Source organism: Pseudomonas sp. TE3911, assembly GCF_054062775.1.
This window is the reverse complement of record NZ_JBSSFP010000001.1, coordinates 2849093-2868657: the sequence shown is the minus strand read 5'-3', so window position 1 is coordinate 2868657 and position 19565 is coordinate 2849093. Positions and strand designations below refer to the sequence as shown.

The window sequence follows — 19565 nt, the reverse complement described above, 5'->3', positions numbered from 1 at the left end:
GGAGATTTACCATGGAAAGTGCCTACGACTACGACGCCCCGGTGATCCAGGGCCTGCTCGACACCGACTACTACACCTTCACCATGATGCAGGCGGTGTTGCACCAGTACCCCAACGTCGATGTGGAATACAACTTCATCGTCCGCTCCAAGGAAAAACTCGGCCACTTGATCCCGCAGTTGCGCGCCGAGTTGGACAAACTCGCCAGCCTGCAGGTGCGTGAAGGCGAGCTGCGCTTTCTGTTCAACCCACGCTTTCGCGAGTACCTCACCCCGGACTACGAGCGCTTCCTGGGCCTGTTCCGCTTCAACCTGCGTTATATCCACGTCAGCGAAGTCGATGGCCAATTGAACATCCGCGTGGTCGGCCCGATGCTGCACTGCATCATGTTCGAACAGCCGGTGCTCGCGTTGGTCAGCGAACTGCGCAACCGCGACAAATACCCGGATGTGACCCTGGAAGACGTCACCCGCAAGCTGTACCAGAAGTTCGACTGGCTGGAGAAAAACCTCAGCCGCGACGAGTTGGCCGACCTGCGCGTCTCCGACTTCTCGACCCGTCGCCGTCTGTCCTTCAAGGCCCAGCGCGAAGTGGTGGACATCATGCGCCGCGACTTCCCCGGCCAGTTCGTTGGCACCAGCAACGCGCACCTGGCGTATGAATTCGACTTGCCGCTGATCGGCACCATGGCCCACCAATGGCTGATGGTGCACCAGCAATTGGGGCGCTTGCGCGAAAGCCAGAACGCCGCCCTGGAGAACTGGGTGCATGAATACCGTGGCCGTCTCGGCATCGCCTTGACCGACTGCATCAGCACCGACTTTTTCCTCAAGGACTTCGACCTGTACTTCGCCAAGCTCTACGACGGCCTGCGCCAGGACTCCGGTGACCCCATCGCCTGGGCCGACAAGGTGCTGGCTCGCTACAAACAGCTGGGCATCGACCCGATGACCAAGGACCTGATGTTCTCCGACGGCCTGAACTTCGAAAAATGCCTGCCGATCCTGCGGCACATCCGTGGCAAGGCCAAGTTCGGTTTCGGCATGGGCACCAGCCTTGCTTGCGATGTGGACGGCGTCGAACCGCTGAGCATCGTTATGAAGCTGGTACGGGTGCACGGCGAACCGGTGGTGAAGTTCTCCGATGACCCGGTGAAGAACGTCTGCGAAGACCCCTCGTTTTTGCAGTACGCAGCGAAGGTATTCAATGTCGGCAACGTGGAGGTGTGACATGCAAGACCGTATCGCGCAGGAACTGAATATCAACCGGCAACTGGTGAAGGGCGGTGAGGCCAGGGAAATCCAACGGCGCATCGATTTCATCAAGACCACGTTGCGCCAGTCGGGCTGCAAAGCCCTGGTGCTGGGCATCAGCGGTGGCGTGGATTCCCTGACCGCCGGCCGCCTGTGCCAGTTGGCGGTTGAGCAACTGCGGGCAGAGGATTACGCCGCGCGCTTTATCGCCATGCGCCTGCCCTACAAGACCCAGGCCGATGAGCGCGACGCCCAGGCCTCGCTGGATTTCATCACTCCGGACCACATCGACACCCTGAACATCGCCGCCAGCGTCGACGGCCTGATGGCCAGCCTCACCGCCACCGACGCCAGCGCCGCACAAGTGGACTTCATCAAAGGCAACGTCAAGGCCCGCACCCGCATGATCGCGCAGTATGCCGTGGCCAACTTGCACAATGGCCTGGTGGTCGGCACCGACCATGGCGCCGAAGCTCTGATGGGGTTTTTCACCAAGTTCGGTGACGGCGCCTGCGACCTGGCGCCATTGTCCGGACTGACCAAAACCCAGGTGCGCCTGTTGGCCAGTTCCCTTGGGGCACCGACGAACCTGGTGCACAAGCAGCCCACAGCCGACCTCGAAGAACTGGCACCGGGCAAGCTGGATGAACAGGCTTATGGCTGCACGTACGAAGAGATCGATGCGTACCTGATGGGCGAGCCGGTGAGTGAGCGGGTGAGGGACATCGTTGAATCGGCCTATCTCAAGACCGCACACAAGCGTGCGCTGCCGGTTGCGCCATAGCCTTTGTCGTGAGCGGGGCGAGCTTGCTCACGACAAAAAAACAGTTGCCCATTCAGGTTGCCCACTGTTCGACGGCATGCCTCGATAAACCGCAGGAACATTGGATCCACATGCGGTATAAACCTCGGACGCTTTAGTTCTTCGAGGCCCCGTTTCTCATGCAAAGCCCTTTGCAACGCCCGCTGTGGCAGGTCTATCTGATCTTTCTGGCACCGATGGTGCTGTCCAACTTCCTGCAGAGTTTTTCCGGCACGCTCAACGGCATTTATGTCGGGCAGATGCTCGGCACTCAGGCCCTGGCGGCGGTGTCGGGGATGTTCCCCATCGTGTTTTTCTTCATTGCCCTGGTGATCGGCCTGGGGGCGGGTGCGTCGGTGTTGATCGGGCAGGCCTGGGGTGCCCAGGAAACCGCGATGGTCAAGTCGATTACCGGCGCGACGCTGACCCTTGGCGCGCTGGTGGGCTTGATCGCGGCGGTGTTGGGCAGTCTGTTTGCGCGCCCGGCGTTGCAGGCATTGGGCACGCCGGTTGACGTGCTCGACGACGCAGTCGGCTATGCCCAGATGATGATGCTGATCATGCCGCTGTTGCTGGTCTTCATCCTTTACACCCAATTGCTGCGGGGCGTCAGCGATACGATTTCGCCCTTGCTCGCGTTGATGGTCTCGACCCTGGTCGGCCTGTTGCTGACCCCGGCTTTGATTCGCGGCTGGATCGGCCTGCCGCCCTTGGGCATCCAGAGCGCGGTGTACGCGGGCCTGGTGGGGAATGCCTCGGCGATGCTGTTTCTGGTCCTGCGCCTGCGCCATAAAAACCACGTGATGGCGCCGGATCGCGAACTGCTCGCGGCCTTGCGCCTGGACCGCGTCATCCTCGGTAAAGTCCTGCGTATCGGCCTGCCCACCGGCTTGCAGATGGTGGTGCTGTCGCTCTCGGAGCTGGTCATCCTGGCGTTGGTCAATAGCCATGGTTCCCAGGCTACGGCGGCCTATGGGGCGGTGACGCAGATCGTCAACTACGTGCAGTTTCCGGCCCTGTCGATTGCCATCACTGCCTCGATCCTCGGCGCCCAGGCGATTGGCGCCGGGCGCCTGGAGCGCATCGGGCCGATTCTTCGTACCGGGTTGCTGATCAACACCTGTCTCACCGGTGGCCTGATTGTGCTGGGCTACTTGTTATCCCACTGGTTGCTCGGGCTGTTCATCACCGATGACGCCGCACGCGTGAATGCCGAGCACCTGCTGCACATCATGCTGTGGAGCATCCTCGTGTTCGGCTTCCAGGCCGTGATCGGCGGGATCATGCGTGCCAGCGGCGTGGTGCTGATGCCGGTGGCGATCTCGATCTTCTGCGTGCTGTGTGTAGAGCTGCCGATGGCGTACCTGCTGAATGCGCACTTCGGCCTGGAAGGCGTTTGGATGGCGTTTCCGGTGACGTACCTGGCGATGCTGGGGTTGCAGACCGCGTATTACCGGTTGGTGTGGCGGCATAAACAGATCAAGCGGTTGGTGTGATAAAAGGATGCGCAATTTAAGGACAGAAGGCGTTTAAGTCATGGCAAACCCCTACGCCGAGTTATTCCAAGTCCCTGGCGCCCGGGCCTTCGTATTGGCCGGCATGCTGGCGCGTATGCCGGTGTCCATGACCGGTATCGGCATTATCACCATGCTTTCCCAGGTGCATGGCGGCTACGGCCTGGCAGGCTCGGTGGCGGCGGTATTCGCGTTGGCTACGGCGATTTGCGCGCCACAGGTATCACGGCTGGTGGACCGCTACAGCCAAGGCCGGGTGCTGCCGATTGCCGCGTTGATCGGTGGCGGGGCGCTGCTGATGCTGTTGCTGTGCACGCGGTTGCAGGCGCCGACCTGGACGCTGTTCCTGTCTGCCGCCTTGGCCGGTTGCATGCCGAACATGTCGGCGATGGTGCGGGCCCGTTGGACCGAGTTGTACCGAGGTCAGCCCAAGCTGCAAACCGCCTTTGCCCTGGAGTCGGTGCTGGATGAGGTGTGCTTTATCGTCGGCCCGCCGATTTCGGTGGGCTTGAGTGTGGTGCTATTCCCCGAAGCCGGGCCGCTGGTGGCCGCTTTGTTGCTGGCGGTGGGCGTCACCACGTTCGTCCTGCAACGAGCGACCGAACCCCAGGTGCATGAGCACCACGATCACCATGCCGGCTGGCTGATCGCGTCACCGTCGGTATTGATCCTGATGATCCTCTTGCTGGCCATGGGCGTGATCGTGGGTGTGGTGGATGTGGTCAGCGTGGCCTTTGCCCAACACCAGGGTCAGCCGGCGGCGGCGAGCATCGTGCTCTCGGTGTACGCCATCGGTTCGTGTCTGGCGGGACTCGCCTTCGGCACTCTCAAGCTCAAGGCGCCGCTGCCGCGCCAGTTTCTGTTCTGCGGCGTGGCCACGGCGTTGACCACCTTGCCGTTGCTGCTGGTCACCAACATTCCAGGCCTGGCGGTGGCGATCTTTATCTCCGGCCTGTTCTTTGCCCCGACCCTGATCGTGTCCATGGCGCTGGTGGAGCGTATCGTCCCCGCCAGCCGCCTGACCGAAGGCATGACGTGGCTGATCACCGGCCTCAGCATCGGCGTGGCCATTGGTGCCGCCAGCTCCGCTGGATGATCGACCACTTCGGCGCCGCCAGCGGGTTCTGGGTGGCGTTGGCGGCGGGCGCGGTGGTGTTGGGCTCGGCGGTGTTGGGGTACCGGCGGTTGGGTTGATCAACCCATCGCTGAGCATGCCTCTGTGCTGTGATGTTGCAGGAATGCGTTCAGCGCCTTGATGAACAGGATCTTGCCGAACAGGCAGTTACCTTCAAGGCTGGCCTCTATGGAGCCGATGCAGGCTTTTCGTTTGAGTTGGTTGTTCACGTAATCAGTTCTCCTGAACGCAATGGTTCGATGATTCGGCGCCGAAGGCAGTGCTTCAGTGCATTGCCGGGGCCGGGCCTGTGCAACGTGATCATTCTCGCTTTTGCATGGGGTTCCCGGGATTGACGTAACCCTTGATGACCCCTCGCGCCAACCCCTCCACCCGCCGCTAATTTTTCCCTCTCCGGTTCGTTTTATAGGGACGACGTGCCTTTGTGCTTCCTGCCTATTGCTCCGGACTCCAACAAATGAATGCTGAAGACTCCTTGAAACTTGCTCGCCGGTTTATCGGGTTGCCCCTGGAAAAACGCCAGCTGTTCCTGCAAGCACTGCAGAAAGAAGGGGTGGATTTCTCCCGGTTTCCGATTCCAGCCGGGGTGGAGGTGGAGGACCGTCAGGCACTGTCCTATGCACAGCAACGCATGTGGTTCCTGTGGCAATTGGACCCGGCCAGCGGCGCTTACAACCTGCCGGGGGCGGTGAGACTCAATGGAGCGCTGAGCTTAAGCGCGATGGAGCAGGCATTCGCCAGCCTGGTGGCGCGTCACGAGACCCTGCGTACGGTGTTCCAGCGCCAGGCCGATGAGCGCCTGTTGCAAGTCGCCGTTCAACCCTCATTGGCCGTTGAGCAACTCGACCTGACTGACCTGGCCCCGGCGGAACGCGAGCAGGCAGTGAATGACGCAGCCACCCGCCAGTCGCTGCTGCCATTCGACCTGGAGCACGGCCCGCTGCTGCGTGTGCAATTGCTCAAGCTTGGCGCCCAGGAGCATGTCCTGCTGCTGACCCTGCACCACATCGTCTCCGACGGTTGGTCGATGAACGTGCTGATCGACGAGTTCATCCGCTTTTACGACGCCCATGAGCGCAACGAGGCACCGCAATTGCCGGCGCTGCCGATCCAATACAGCGACTACGCCCTGTGGCAACGCCGCTGGTTGGAAGCGGGGGAGCAGGCCCGTCAATTGGAGTACTGGCAGGCGCGCCTGGGCGATGAGCACCCGGTGCTGGAACTGCCGACGGACCGTCCGCGCCCGGCCATGCCCAGCTATCAGGGCACCCGCCATAACTTCGCGATTGAGCCGGCACTGGCGGCGCAACTGCGCGCCTGTGCGCAAAAGCACAACGTCACGCTGTTCATGCTGTTGCTCGGTGCCTTTAATGTGCTGCTGCACCGCTACACCGGCCAGAGCGATATCCGCGTCGGCGTGCCGATTGCCAACCGTAACCGCAGTGAAGTCGAAGGGCTGATCGGGTTTTTCGTCAACACCCAGGTGTTGCGTACCGAGCTGACCGGGCAAACCCGTGTTGCTGAGCTGCTGCAAGGCATCAAAGAGCACGCCCTCGGCGCCCAGGCCCATCAGGAACTGCCGTTCGAGCGTCTGGTGGAAGCCCTGAAAGTCGAGCGCAGCCTCAGCCATACGCCGCTGTTCCAAGTGATGTACAACCACCAGCCGGTGGTGGCCGATATTGCATCGGTCAGTACCGCCTCCGGCCTGGAGCTGGCGTTGGTGGAGTGGCAAGGCCGTACCACCCAGTTCGACCTGACCCTCGACACGTATGAAAAATCCGGCACCCTGCACGCCGCGCTGACGTACGCCAACGACCTGTTTGACGCGCCGTCCATCGCGCGTATGGCCCGGCACTGGATCAGCCTGTTGCAGGCCATGGTTGCCGATGGCGAGCAGCGCGTCGGCGAGTTGCCGATGCTGGCTACCCAGGAGAAGCAGGTGCTGGTTGAGGCCTGGAATCAAACCGCAGAGGCATATCCGACTGAGCGTGGCATTCATCAACTGATCGAAGACCAGGTCCAGGCCACACCCCACGCTCCGGCACTGGTGTTTGGTGCCCAAACGCTGACCTACGCCCAGCTCGATGCCCGTGCCAACCAGTTGGCTCACGCCTTACGCGAACAGGGCGTCGGTCCCGATGCATTGGTGGGGATCTGCGTCGAGCGCTCCGTGGAAATGGTCGTTGGCCTGCTGGCCATTCTCAAGGCCGGCGGCGCTTACGTCCCGCTTGACCCTGAATACCCCCAGGAACGCCTGGCCTACATGATCGAAGACAGCGGCATCCAACTGCTGCTCAGCCAGCACAGCCTGGTACCGTCGCTGCCCACCGAGGGCATCCAGGTGATCACCTTGGACCAGGCGCCTGGCTGGCTTGACGGATACAGCAGCGCATCGCCCGCCGTAGGCATCCACGGGCTGAACCTGGCCTATGTGATCTACACCTCCGGTTCCACCGGCAAGCCCAAGGGTGCCGGTAACAGCCACCGCGCGCTGGTCAACCGTTTGTGCTGGATGCAGCAAGCCTACGGCCTGGACGCCAGCGATGCGGTACTGCAAAAAACTCCGTTCAGCTTTGACGTGTCGGTGTGGGAATTCTTCTGGCCGCTGATGACCGGCGCGCGCCTGGTAGTCGCGGCCCCTGGCGAACACCGCGAGCCGGCGCGTCTGATCGAGACCATCGGCCAGCACGGCATCACCACCTTGCACTTCGTACCGTCCATGCTCCAGGCGTTTATCCATGAGCCGGGCGTACAGGGCTGCACCAGCCTCAAGCGCATCGTGTGCAGCGGCGAAGCCTTGCCACTGGATGCGCAACTGCAAGTCTTCGCCAAGCTTCCCCAGGCAGGGTTGTTCAACCTCTATGGCCCGACCGAAGCGGCCATCGACGTGACCCACTGGACCTGCGTCGACGAAGGCCGTGACGCCGTGCCCATTGGCCGCCCCATCGCCAACCTTGGCACCTACGTGCTCGACGCGCAGCTCAACCCGGTGCCCGCCGGCGTGTCCGGCGAGCTGTACCTGGGCGGCACCGGCCTGGCCCGCAGTTACCACCGTCGCCCGGCGCTGACCGCCGAGCGTTTCGTGCCCAGCCCTTTCGGTGACGGTGCGCGTCTGTACCGTACGGGTGACCGCGTGCGCCAGCGTGAGGATGGCGTGATCGACTACCTTGGTCGGCTCGACCATCAGGTCAAGCTGCGCGGCCTGCGCATCGAGTTGGGAGAAATCGAGACGCGCCTGATGCAACACCCAGGCGTGCGTGAGGCGGTGGTGCTGGTGCAGGGCGGCAAGCAATTGGTGGCCTACCTGGTGCTGGAAGGTGAAGCGCCGACCGACCTCAAGGCCTGGCTGCTCAGCAGCCTGCCGGAATACATGGTGCCCACCCACATGGTGCACCTGGCCAAGCTGCCGGTGACCGCCAACGGCAAGCTCGACCGCAAAGCGCTGCCGCTGCCGGATGCCGCGCCGCAACAAGCCTACATCGCCCCGCAAAACCCACTGCAACAAGCCCTGGCAGCGATTTGGAGCGACGTACTCGGCGTCGAGCAGGTCGGCCTGGAAGACAACTTTTTCGAGTTGGGTGGAGATTCGATCATCTCCATCCAAGTGGTCAGCCGTGCGCGCCAGGCGGGGATTCGCCTCAGCCCGCGCGACCTGTTCCAGTACCAGAGCGTGCGCAGCCTGGCCCTCGTCGCCACCTTTGAGCAGGCCAGCGTTATCGACCAAGGCCCGGTCAGCGGCGAGGTGCTGCTGACGCCGGTACAGCACAGCTTTTTCGCCCAGGCCATCCCGGCACGTCACCACTGGAACCAATCCTTGTTGTTGACCCCGCGCGAGGCCCTGGACCCGGTGCGCCTGGAAGCGGCGCTGACGCAGTTGATTAACCACCACGACGCCCTGCGCCTGCGTTTTGTGCAGCGTCCCGACGGCTGGCAGCAAACCCACGCTGCGCCCGTCGACGAGCCTGCGCTGTGGCACTCCCATGCCACCGACGATACGCAACTGGCCGCGCTATGCGACGAAGCCCAGCGCAGCCTCGACCTGACGCAAGGCCCGCTGCTGCGCGCCGCCCTCGTCTCCATGGCCGATGGCACCCAGCGCTTGCTGTTGGTGGTGCATCACCTGGTGGTGGATGGGGTTTCATGGCGCATCCTGCTGGAAGACCTGCAACAGGCTTACCGCCAGGCATCCTTGCCGGCCAAGACCAGTGCCTACCAAATCTGGGCGAACCAACTGCACACCCACGCGCAAACCCTCAGCGAACAACTGCCTTACTGGCAGGCGCAGTCCGTCGACGCCGAGCTGCCGTGCGACAACCCCCACGGCGGGCTGCAAAACCGCTTGGGCTGCAAGCTTGAATCCCGCCTCAACGTCGAGCAAACCCGCCAGTTGCTGCAAGACGCGCCAGCGGCTTATCGCACTCAGGTCAACGACCTGTTGCTGACGGCGTTGGCGCGGGTAGTCAGCCGGTGGAGCGGGCAGGCTGCGGCGCTGATCCAACTGGAAGGCCACGGTCGCGAAGATCTGTTCGACGCCGTCGACCTCACCCGCACTGTTGGCTGGTTTACCAGCCTGTTCCCTGTACGTCTGCAGGCGGACGGCGAGCTGTCGACCGCGATCAAGTCGGTCAAGGAGCAACTGCGTGCCGTGCCCGACAAGGGGCTGGGCTACGGCCTGCTGCGCTACCTGGCGGCGCCTCAGGTGCGTGAAGCCCTTGCGGGCCTGGCCGCGCCGCGCATCACGTTCAACTACCTCGGCCAGTTCGATCGCCAGTTCGATGAGTCCGCATTGTTCGTGCCCGCCACGCAAGGCAGCGGCCAGGCCCAAGACCCCGAAGCGCCATTGGCCAACTGGCTGACGGTGGAAGGGCAGGTGTATGGCGGCGAACTGGCGCTGCAATGGGGGTTCAGCCGCGAGATGTTCCAGGCGTCGACCATCCAGCGCCTGGCGGATGATTACACCGCCGAACTCAACGCCTTGATCCGGCACTGCTGCGATACACCCGCCGGGCAGGTGACGCCGTCGGACTTTGCGCTGGCAACCCTGACCCAACAGCAATTGGATGATTTGCCCGTGGCCGGCCCGGCCATCGCCGATATCTACCCGCTGTCGCCCATGCAGCAAGGCATGCTGTTCCACACCCTGTACGAGCCTGAAGCCCAGGCCTATATCAACCAGTTGCGCCTGGACATTGAAGGCCTCGATCTGCTGAGCTTTGGTCGTGCCTGGCAGGCGGCGCTGGATCGGCATGACATTTTGCGCAGCAGCTTCCACTGGCTCGGCCTGGACAGCGCCCATCAAGTGATCCAGCGCCAGGGCGATTTGCAGCTGCACGTGATCGAAGACCCGCATGCTGACCTCGACGCCTTGGCCGACGCCGAGCGTCAGCGCGGTTTTGAGTTGAACGCGGCGCCCCTGTTTCGCCTGATGTTGGTGCGCGGTGCCGGTACGGGCTGGCACATGATTTTCACCAGCCATCACATCCTCATGGATGGCTGGAGCAATGCCCAGTTGCTCGGCGAAGTCATTGCCGACTACGCAGGCCACGTTTTGCCCGCACCGTTGGGGCAGTTCCGCGATTACTTGGGTTGGCTGAAGCAGCAAGCCTCGGGCGAAGTGTTCTGGCGCGAAGCCCTGGCACCGTTGCAAGCCCCAACCCTGCTGGCTGAAGCACTGCGCGTGCCGGTCGAAGGGGCGGGCATGGCCGACCATCACACCACCCTGGACAGCCAGTTCACCCGCGCGCTCGGCGATTGCGCGCGCCAGCACAAAGTCACCCTCAACACCCTGCTGCAAGGCGCCTGGAGCCTCTTGCTGCAACGCTACACCGGCCAGGATTGCGTGGCTTTCGGTGCCACTGTTGCCGGGCGTTCGGCGCCGTTGCCGGGTATCGAGCAGCAACTGGGCCTGTTTATCAACACGTTGCCGATCATCAGCGCGGCCTCGCCGGCCCAGTCCGCCGCCACCTGGCTCGCGGAGCTGCAAGCGCTGAACCTCAGCCTGCGCGACCATGAACACGTACCGCTTTACGACATCCAGGGCTGGGCCGGTCAACAAGGTGCCGCACTGTTCGACACCTTGCTGGTGTTTGAAAACTTCCCGGTAGCCGAAGCGCTCAAGCAAGGCGCGCCAGCGGGCCTGACCTTCGGCAAGATGCACAACCATGAGCGCACCCACTACCCGTTGACCCTGGGCATCGAACTGGGGACTGGCTTGCGCCTGGAGTTCAGCTACGACCGGGCGCGGTTCACCGAGCAACACGTCGCGCAATTGAGCGCCAACCTGCAGCACCTGCTGGCGCAATGGGTGGCGGATATCCACGCGCCACTCGGCACCCTGCAACTGCTGGACAACAGCACGCAAGCCTCGCTGCTCGCCATCAGCCAATCCCCTGGTACTGCGCCGCGGCCAATGCGTGTGCATGAGCGCATCGCCACCCAAGCCCAAGCCACCCCTGATGCGTTGGCGGTTCAGGCAGGCAGTGAACGCCTGAGTTACGCCCAGCTCAATCAGCGGGCTAACCGTCTGGCTCACCGCCTGCTGGAGCAGGGTGTCGGCCCGGGCCAACGGGTAGGCCTGGTTTCCCGGCGTGGCCCGCAGTTGATCGTCAGCCTGCTGGCCGTCCTCAAAAGTGGCGCGGCCTACGTACCGCTGGACCCCAACTACCCAGCCGAGCGCCTGAGCTACATGTTGGCAGACAGCCGTCTGAACCTGTTGCTCAGCGAGACCGGCTTGCTGGCTGATCTGCCGCTGCCCCATGGGCTCAAACGTGTGGAGTTCAGCGCACAGGGTGAAGAGCTGGCGGGCTACCCGTTGACCAATCCACCGAACCGCGCCACTGCCGCCGACCTCGCTTATGTGATCTACACCTCAGGCTCCACCGGCCAACCCAAGGGTGTGGCCATCGACCATGCTGCACTCGACCAGTTCTGCGACACAGCGGCCGATTACAGTGCGCTGACGCCTGCCGACCGCGTGCTGCAATTTGCGACGTTCAGCTTCGACGGGTTTGTCGAGCAATGCTACCCGCCGCTGTGCATCGGCGCGGCGCTGATCATGCGCGGCGATGAGCTGTGGGACGCCGGGTTGCTGGCGCAGCAAATCGTCGAGCAGGGCGTGACCCTGGCCGACTTACCCGCGGCCTATTGGTACTTGCTGGCCAAGGAGTGCGCCGTCGATGGCCGCGCCCTGGGCAACTTGCGCCAAGTGCATGTCGGCGGCGAAGCCATGGCCGTGGAGGGCGTACGTGCCTGGCACGAGGCTGGGTTGGGCAACGTTCGTCTGGTGAACACCTATGGCCCGACCGAAGCCACCGTGGTCTCCAGCGTGCATGACTGCCAGCTTGCAGATGCCAATGACGCCTTTGGCATGCCCATCGGGCGGGCGATCGACGGGCGCGCGCTGTACGTGCTGGACAGCGGGTTTGAATTGCTGCCGACCTGCGGCGTCGGCGAGCTGTGCATCGGTGCGGCGGCGGGCTTGGCCCAGGGCTACTTCGATCGCCCGGCGCTGACCGCCGAACGCTTCTTGCCGGACCCGTTCTCCGGCGTGCCGGGATCGCGGCTCTACCGCAGCGGCGACTTGGCTCGCTACAACGACAACGCGGCCCTGGAGTACGTGGGCCGCATTGACCATCAAGTGAAAATCCGTGGGTTCCGGATCGAGATGGGTGAAATCGAAGCCTGTCTGCAAGCCATGCCTCAGGTGCGCGAGGCGGCGGTGATTGCGCTGGACGGGCCGACCGGCGCGCAGTTGGTCGCCTATGTCGTGCCCCAGTCGGATGCCCTGGAGGCGCACGCCTTGACGGCGGCGTTGCGTCAGTCGTTGCCGGACTACATGGTGCCGAGTTTCCTGATGCTGATCGACGTGTTGCCCCTGAGCCCCAACGGCAAACTGGACCGTAAAGCCTTACCAAAACCGGATGTCAGCCAACGGCAAAAACACTATGTGGCACCCCGAACGGCCCTGGACATTCAGGTCGCCGAGGTTTGGCAAAACGTGCTGGGGCTGGAACAGGTCGGGCTGGACGATCACTTCTTTGAGTTGGGTGGGCATTCGCTACTGGCCACCCAAGTGGTCGCACGCTTGAAGACGCTGTTGGCCTGCGACCTGACCCTGCGTGACCTGTTTGGCGCGCCGCGACTGGCAGACTTTATCGCGGCGATCTCCACCCGCACCGGGCAGGACAAGTCGCTGACGCGCAGCCCGTTAGTGGCCCACGGCGAAAAAACCAGCGCGACACTGTCCCTGGTGCAACGCCGGCTATGGGTAGTGGAGCAGCTGTCGCAGGCCAGTGGCGCCTATGGCATGCCGCTGGCCGTGCGCTTGCGCGGCGAGTTGTCGGTGCCGCTGCTGGTCAGCAGCCTGGCACAGGTGGTTGCCCGCCACGAAACCCTGCGCACGGCCTACATCACCGACGAGGAGGGTGACCCGCAGGCCGTCATCGCCGCGCACGTGGAGGTCGACTTGCCGTTACTGGACCTGTCGTCCCTGGATCCCGCTGAACAGCAGCGCCGGGTCGCGGTCGCCGTTGAGGCGAACACCCGCCAATCCATCAGCCTGCTGCACGCGCCTTTGTTACGTGGACAGGTGCTCAAGCTGGGCCCCACCGAACATGTTTTGCTGTATTCGATGCACCACATCATCTCCGATGGCTGGTCGATGGCGGTGCTGGTCAATGAACTGGTGGGCTTCTATGGCCGGGCGAAGGCGGGTGTCGTTGAGCCGCTGCCGTCGCTGCCGATCCAGTATTCCGATTACGCCCTCTGGCAACAGCAACTGCAACGCACCGGCGTGCTGGCCGCGCAGGCGCGTTACTGGGAACAGGCACTGGCCGGTCACAGCGGCGTGTTGCAACTGCCCACCGACCAGCCGCGTCCCCAGGCGCCTACCCATGAAGGTCGCGACCTCGGTTTCACGCTGCCCGTGGCCTTGCATGAAGGGCTCAAGGCGGTGTCGGCGCGTGCCGGTGTGACGCTTTACAGCACGATGCTGGCCGCGTTCCAGATCCTGCTGCATCGCCTCAGCGGCAGCGATGACGTGCTGGTCGGTGCCGACGTTGCCGGGCGCCAGCAGCCTGAGCTGGAAGGTCTGATCGGTTTCTTCGTGAACATTCTGCCGCTGCGCTCGACCTTCGTGGCGCAGCAACCGTTCAGCGCTTTCCTGGCCACCACCCAAGGCACCGCGCTGGACGCTTTCGATCATCAGGACCTGCCCTTCGACATGATTGTGGAGGCCTCGCCGCGCCCGCGCCAACGGGGTTTCAACCCACTGGTGCAGGTGTTGTTCGTGATGAACAACCTGCCGGTGCAGGGTGGCCAGATGGACGGGATCGAGGTTGAGGTACTGCCCACTCGTGGCGGTTACTCCAAGTTCGATATGGCCCTGTTCATCGATGAGGATGCAGGCGGCCTGCACGGTACCTGGCAGTACGCCAGCGACCTGTTTGAACAACAACGCATCGAGTCATTCGTCAACGCCTGGACGGGAATTCTTGAACAGATTGTGTGTGATCCGAACATTCAATTAGGGGATATCACCATGCCTACCAACACCTTGGAACAAACCACGACGCCTGTACCGCCAGCCATCAAGGCCGACAAGCTGGGCAAGTTCCTGAAAAAATCCCAGAGCCGCACCGACAGGCCTGCCGGCGCGTTGATGCGTGAATCGCTGCTGGTACCCGGGCAGGATTTTCCATTGCTGATGGAACCCACTGATCCAGGCCTGGACCTGGTGGCCTGGATCAAGGACAACCGCGCCCTGGTGGAAGAAAAACTGGCTCGCCATGCGGGGATTCTGTTCCGTGGATTTGCCCTGCGCGATATTCATGACTTCGAAGCGTTTGCTGAAGCTGTACAGCCGGGCCTCTATGGCCAATATGGCGACTTGCCGAAAAAAGAGGGCGGTAAGAACACCTACCGGTCCACGCCGTACCCCGAAAAGAAAATGATCCTGTTCCATAACGAAAGCTCCCATCAGGACCGCTGGCCGCGCAAGCAGCTGTTCTTCTGCGAACAGCCATCCCCAATCGGCGGCGCCACACCGGTGGTGGACTGCCGGCAGATGTACCTCAAGTTGCCGGCGGCGATCCGCGAGCGCTTCGAGGACAAGGGGTTGCTGTACGTGCGCACCTTTGCCGACAAGCTCGACGTTTCCTGGCAGCACTTCTTCAAGACCGACGTGCGTGCCGACGTCGAGGCGCGTTGCCGGGCAGCGGGCATCGCGTGGACCTGGCTGGACAACGATGAACTGCAAATCCGCACCCCGTGCCCGGCGATCATCCGGCACCCGGTGACGGGGGAAAAAACCTTCTTCAACCAGGTTCAGTTGCACCACATCTTCTGCCTGGACCCGGATGTGCGCGAAGACTTGCTGGTGCTGTTCGGCGAGCAGCGTATGCCTCGGCACGTGTACTACGGCGATGGCTCGCCGATTGAAGACGAAGTCATGGCCTTGGTGGGCGAGCTGTACGAAGCCTGCGCGGTGCGGTTCGACTGGCACAAGGGCGATGTCATCCTGCTGGACAACATGCTGGCTGCCCACGCACGTGATCCCTTCGAAGGACCGCGCAAGATCGTTGTGGCAATGGGCGAAATGATTGAACGCAGCGCGCTGCACCTAGCGCATAGCGAGACCGAAAAGGAAGAGGCCGGAGCATGAGTACTGCACAACAGGGAACCGTGGACGCGGGACTGGCGTTGCTGGTCGAGCAGCAACAGCATCTGGACGCACGGCAACAAGGGGCGAGCTGGGGGGATCTGACCCACTGCCTGAAACTGGATATTCGTGGCGAGCTGGACCCGGTGCGCCTGCAACACGCGTTGGATAGCCTGGCGGTGCGCCACGAAGCATTGAGTGCACAATTTGCGTCCGTCAGTGGTTATCACGGATTGCGCCAGCGGGTTGCGCCGGCTCAAGCGGTGAGCTTGACCCAGTGGCTCGACGTGGCGTCGCCCCAACAGGTGATTGCACGCCAACAGCAGTGGTTGCAGCAGCAACAGCCGCTGATCGGTGCGTTGTTGCAGCGCCTGGAAACGGACCACTGGCAACTGTTGATCGGCGTGGCGCGTTACGCCGCCGACGCCGGGACCTTGGCCCTGATCCAGCAGGAGTTGTTGGCCGCTTATGGGCAGCAAGGGTTTGAAGAGGACGAGCCGGGGCAGTTTTCCCAGTACCTGGAATGGCGCAGCGAGGTGATCTTCGACGAAGACGCAGACACCGCTAAGGCTTACTGGCAGCAGTATCTGCAAGGGCACGAGGGGCTGCTCAGCGGGCCAGACTTGCCCTATCGCCTGACGTGCGCAGAAGTCCTGCCGGCAGAACGCTTGAGCGTGCCACTGGATCAATCGCTGTTGGCTCGCCTGCGCACGGCAGGGTTGCCGCTGGACGTGCTGATGCACGCCGCCTGGTGGGTACTGCTGGCGCGCATCAGTGGTCGGGAGTCATTCCTGGCGGGGTGGCGGCATGATGCGCGCCTGGACTATGAATTTTTCAGCCACAGCCTGGGCCTGTTCGAGAAAACCCTGCCGTTGGCGATTCGCATTGATCCGGCCAGCACCTTCCGTGAGCTGGTGACCACCTTGGCCGCGCAGTTGGATCAGCACCGCACCTGGCAGGAATACTGGGCACCGTTGTCGTTCCCGCAACAGGCCGCGCCTGCGGTCGGTTTTGGCAATCGGTGGGTTTCGGAACCGCGTGAAGTGGCCGGGATGGTTTGGGTGGGCAGCGACCTGCCGGCCCGTCTGCCTGAATTCGAGTTGGCCCTTCAGTTGGAAATCGCAGCGTCTGGCGAACCTCAAGGTTTATCACTGGACTTCAATCCCGCACGCTATACGGCGCCCGCCGTCGAGACGCTGTTGGGCCAGCTCCGCGAGTTGCTCCACAGCATCGCCGACAAACCGGATGAAACCCTTGCACGCCTGAACCTGTTGGGTGCCGACGAAAAGAGCCGGTTGCTGGCACTGAATCCGCCGGCGCAAATCATGCAAACGCCGCAGCTGTTGCCGCAACGTATCGCTGCGTGGGCTGATCAGACGCCGGATGCCGTGGCGTTGGTCGCTGCGGGCCAGGCCCTTAGCTACGCTGAACTGGACGCCCGTACTGCGCGCTTGAGTGCCGAATTACTGCGCCAGGGTGTGGGCGCTGGGTCGATCGTGGGCCTGGCGCTGCCGCGTTCGGCGGAACTGGTCGTCGCCATTCTGGCCACCTGGCGTGCGGGCGCAGCCTATCTGCCGCTGGACCCGCAATGGCCAGTGGCGCGCCAGGCTGAAATCGCAGGGCACGCCGCCGCGAGCTTGATCCTGGTGACTCATGCGCCAGGCCAGGACGACCCGCTGACCGCGTTCAAACTGCTCAATCCGGGCGCATCAACCCAGGATGCCTCGGTGGCCCCGGCGGTGTCCGTGCAGGCCCGTGACGTCGCCTATGTGCTGTTCACCTCCGGCTCCACCGGCCAGCCCAAAGGCGTGGTGATCGAGCATGGCGCGTTACTCAACTACACCGCGAGCAGCAGCCAGCAACTGGGCCTGTCCGCCTGCCGCCACGTTGCCTTTAGTTCCACGGTAGCGGCGGACCTGGGCAACACCGCCTTGTTCGGCGCGCTCTACAACGGCGCGACCTTGCATATGGCTGACGATGCGACCCTGCAAGATCCCCAGGGCTTCGCCGGGTTCCTGCGGGAAAACAGCATCGATTGCCTGAAAATCGTGCCGTCGCACCTGGCCGCTTTGCTTGAGGCTGATACCGCCGTATTGCCTGACACGCTGGTGCTGGGCGGTGAAGCCATCGGCGTGAGCCTGGTGCAGCGCATTCGTCAGCTGCGGCCCGACTGTCGCGTGTTCAACCATTACGGCCCCACCGAAGCGACAGTGGGCGTGATGGTGCATCCGTTACTGCCTGCGGAAGACGTGTCCCATGGCGTGCCGCTGACCCACGTGCTTCCCGGAAACCAAGTCTTCGTACTGGGCGCCGACGCGCAATTGCTGGCAACGGGTGAACTCGGTGAGTTGTTCATCGGTGGCCACCAGCTGTGCCGAGGCTACTTGCAGGGCGAGGCGGATGCAGACGCGTTTATCCATAGCCCGCTGGTGGACGGCGAGCGCCTTTACCGCACGGGAGACCTGGCCCGTTATCGGGTGGAGGGGGGCGTGCAGCTGTATGGCCGTCGCGATCATCAGGTCAAGGTGCGTGGTTTCCGCATTGAGCTGGCCGAGATAGAGGCGCAGTTGCTGCGTTTGCCCGAGGTCAGTGAGGCCGTGGTGGTGCTGGTGCAAGAGGAGCCGCAAGCGTTTGTGGTAATGCGTGCGGCGACGGCAGAGGACGTAGGGCCTCAATTGAAAAACCAACTGGCCCAGCATCTGCCGGCGGCCATGGTGCCGCGCCAGATTGTGAGCCTTGAACGCATGCCGCGCCTGCCAAACGGCAAGGTTGACCGCAAGGCGCTGCAGCACGCTCAACCTGTGGTTTCCCAGGCGGTGTACGTCGCGCCACGGGATGCGCTTGAAACCCTGTTGTCCACGCGCATGGCCCAATTGGTCGGGTTGGAACGGCTGAGCATCGAGGAGGACTTTTTCGCCGCAGGCGGGCATTCCTTGTTGGTGATCAAGCTGGTGGCAGGCATCCGCAAACTGCTGCAATGCGAGATTCATCCCGGTGTGGTGTTTGATCACCCAAGCGTGGCGGCATTGGCGCGGGAGCTGCGCGAGCGTGAAACTGTCGCTGGGCAGTTGGAGAGAATCGCCCAGGCACGTTTGCGCATGGATGCAATGACACCTGAAGAGAAAGCGGCGCTTATGGAAAAGGCCCGGCAGTTGCAGGCGAGCAAGGAGCAGGGGTAGGGATGTAAAACGGGGCTGGCAATCAGCCCCGTTGTTTAATGGCTGGAACGGTCAAGTGTTGCTTAGCGCTGTTCCCCCAACCAACTCAACACGCCTTCATAAATGCCTGCAACCGCGCTGGTAATGCCGTTCATGCGCAGGAAGTCATGGGTCAGCCCCGACTGCACGTGCAGGCTGACCGCTGTGCCGCTCGCGGCCAGCATCTGGGCGTACGCCTGCCCTTCGTCATACAGCGGATCGTACTGGGCCAGGCTGATATAGGCCGGTGCCAGTGCAGTCAGCCCTTCGGCCAGCAACGGCGAGACCCGCCAGTCCAGGCGCTGTTGGGCATCCGGGCAATAGTGTTGGTAGAACCATTCCAGCGTGGCCGTTTCCAGCAGGTAATCCTCGGCATAGCGGCGATGGGAATCACGCTGCCGCGAGGTATCAGTGACCGGGTAAAACAGCAACTGGGCCCAGGGTTTGAACGCCAGTTGTTGCGGCGCCTTCACTGCGGTGATCGCCAGGACGGTCGCCAGCGTCGCCCCCACACTGTCACCCGCCAGGGCAATTCGGCGGTTGTCCAGTTGCAGGTTGCCGGCCTGTTCGGCCAGCCAATTGGCGGCGTCGAGGCTGTCATTCACTGCGGTCGGGAAGCTCGCCTGTGGCGCCAGACGGTAGCTGGGCGCGAACACCGCGTACTGACCGCTGGCCGCGAGCCTGCGGCAGATGGAGTCGTGGGAGTCCAGGCTGCCCACCACATAACCGCCGCCGTGGAAGTACGCAATCACCGGCAATTGCGCAGTGCCGGGCGCCCGGTAAAGGCGGGCGGGCAGTGCATGGCCATCGCGGGCGGTGGCCGTCAGCTGGGTGACCACCACCGACCCCGGCGGGCTGGGGTCGAGAATGGCCGAAGTCTGTTCGAACTCCCGCCGTGCCTGTTCAACACTCAGTGCGTGCATGGGGTGGCTTTTACCGGTCAGGCGACCCATCTGCGCCAATTCCAGAAAACCTTCGAGATCAGGGTCCAGGGGCATTGCATGTTC

General features: G+C 63.1%; 6 protein-coding genes and 2 pseudogenes. 6 read left to right on the top strand and 2 right to left on the bottom strand.

What is annotated here, in order from left to right:
• Window positions 1-11: 11 nt before the first annotated feature.
• From pncB to ACVWXD_RS12820, 4 genes and pseudogenes are all read left to right on the top strand, one after another.
• Window positions 12-1229 carry a nicotinate phosphoribosyltransferase gene (pncB, locus tag ACVWXD_RS12835; RefSeq protein ID WP_032885346.1) on the top strand — a complete coding sequence of 406 codons (1218 nt, stop codon included), beginning with the start codon at window positions 12-14 and terminating at the stop codon, window positions 1227-1229.
• Window position 1230: 1 nt separating this feature from the next.
• Window positions 1231-2037, top strand: coding sequence for an ammonia-dependent NAD(+) synthetase (nadE, locus tag ACVWXD_RS12830; RefSeq protein ID WP_181644315.1), 807 nt, complete (start codon window positions 1231-1233; stop codon window positions 2035-2037).
• A 158-nt stretch (window positions 2038-2195) separates the two neighbouring features.
• Window positions 2196-3551 carry an MATE family efflux transporter gene (locus ACVWXD_RS12825; RefSeq protein ID WP_032885342.1) on the top strand — a complete coding sequence of 452 codons (1356 nt, stop codon included), beginning with the start codon at window positions 2196-2198 and terminating at the stop codon, window positions 3549-3551.
• 40 nt (window positions 3552-3591) lie between these two features.
• Window positions 3592-4763: pseudogene (locus ACVWXD_RS12820) on the top strand (MFS transporter).
• 42 nt (window positions 4764-4805) lie between these two features.
• On the opposite strand, the pseudogene ACVWXD_RS12815 reads toward ACVWXD_RS12820, so the two are convergent.
• Window positions 4806-4913 (bottom strand): annotated as a pseudogene (locus tag ACVWXD_RS12815) (type II toxin-antitoxin system HicB family antitoxin); the annotation flags it as partial.
• Window positions 4914-5161: 248 nt separating this feature from the next.
• Here ACVWXD_RS12815 and ACVWXD_RS12810 point away from each other — a divergent pair.
• Complete coding sequence (locus tag ACVWXD_RS12810) at window positions 5162-15364, top strand: amino acid adenylation domain-containing protein (RefSeq protein ID WP_457371093.1); 10203 nt, start codon at window positions 5162-5164, stop codon at window positions 15362-15364.
• A complete protein-coding gene (locus ACVWXD_RS12805) occupies window positions 15361-18540 on the top strand; it encodes a non-ribosomal peptide synthetase (protein ID WP_457371092.1) in 3180 nt (1059 codons plus the stop codon). Before ACVWXD_RS12810 ends, ACVWXD_RS12805 begins: the two co-directional genes overlap by 4 nt.
• A 62-nt stretch (window positions 18541-18602) precedes the next feature.
• On the opposite strand, the gene ACVWXD_RS12800 is transcribed toward ACVWXD_RS12805, so the two are convergent.
• Window positions 18603-19556, bottom strand: a complete 954-nt coding sequence (locus ACVWXD_RS12800; protein WP_457371091.1) for an alpha/beta hydrolase — start codon at window positions 19554-19556, stop codon at window positions 18603-18605.
• Window positions 19557-19565 lie beyond the last annotated feature (9 nt).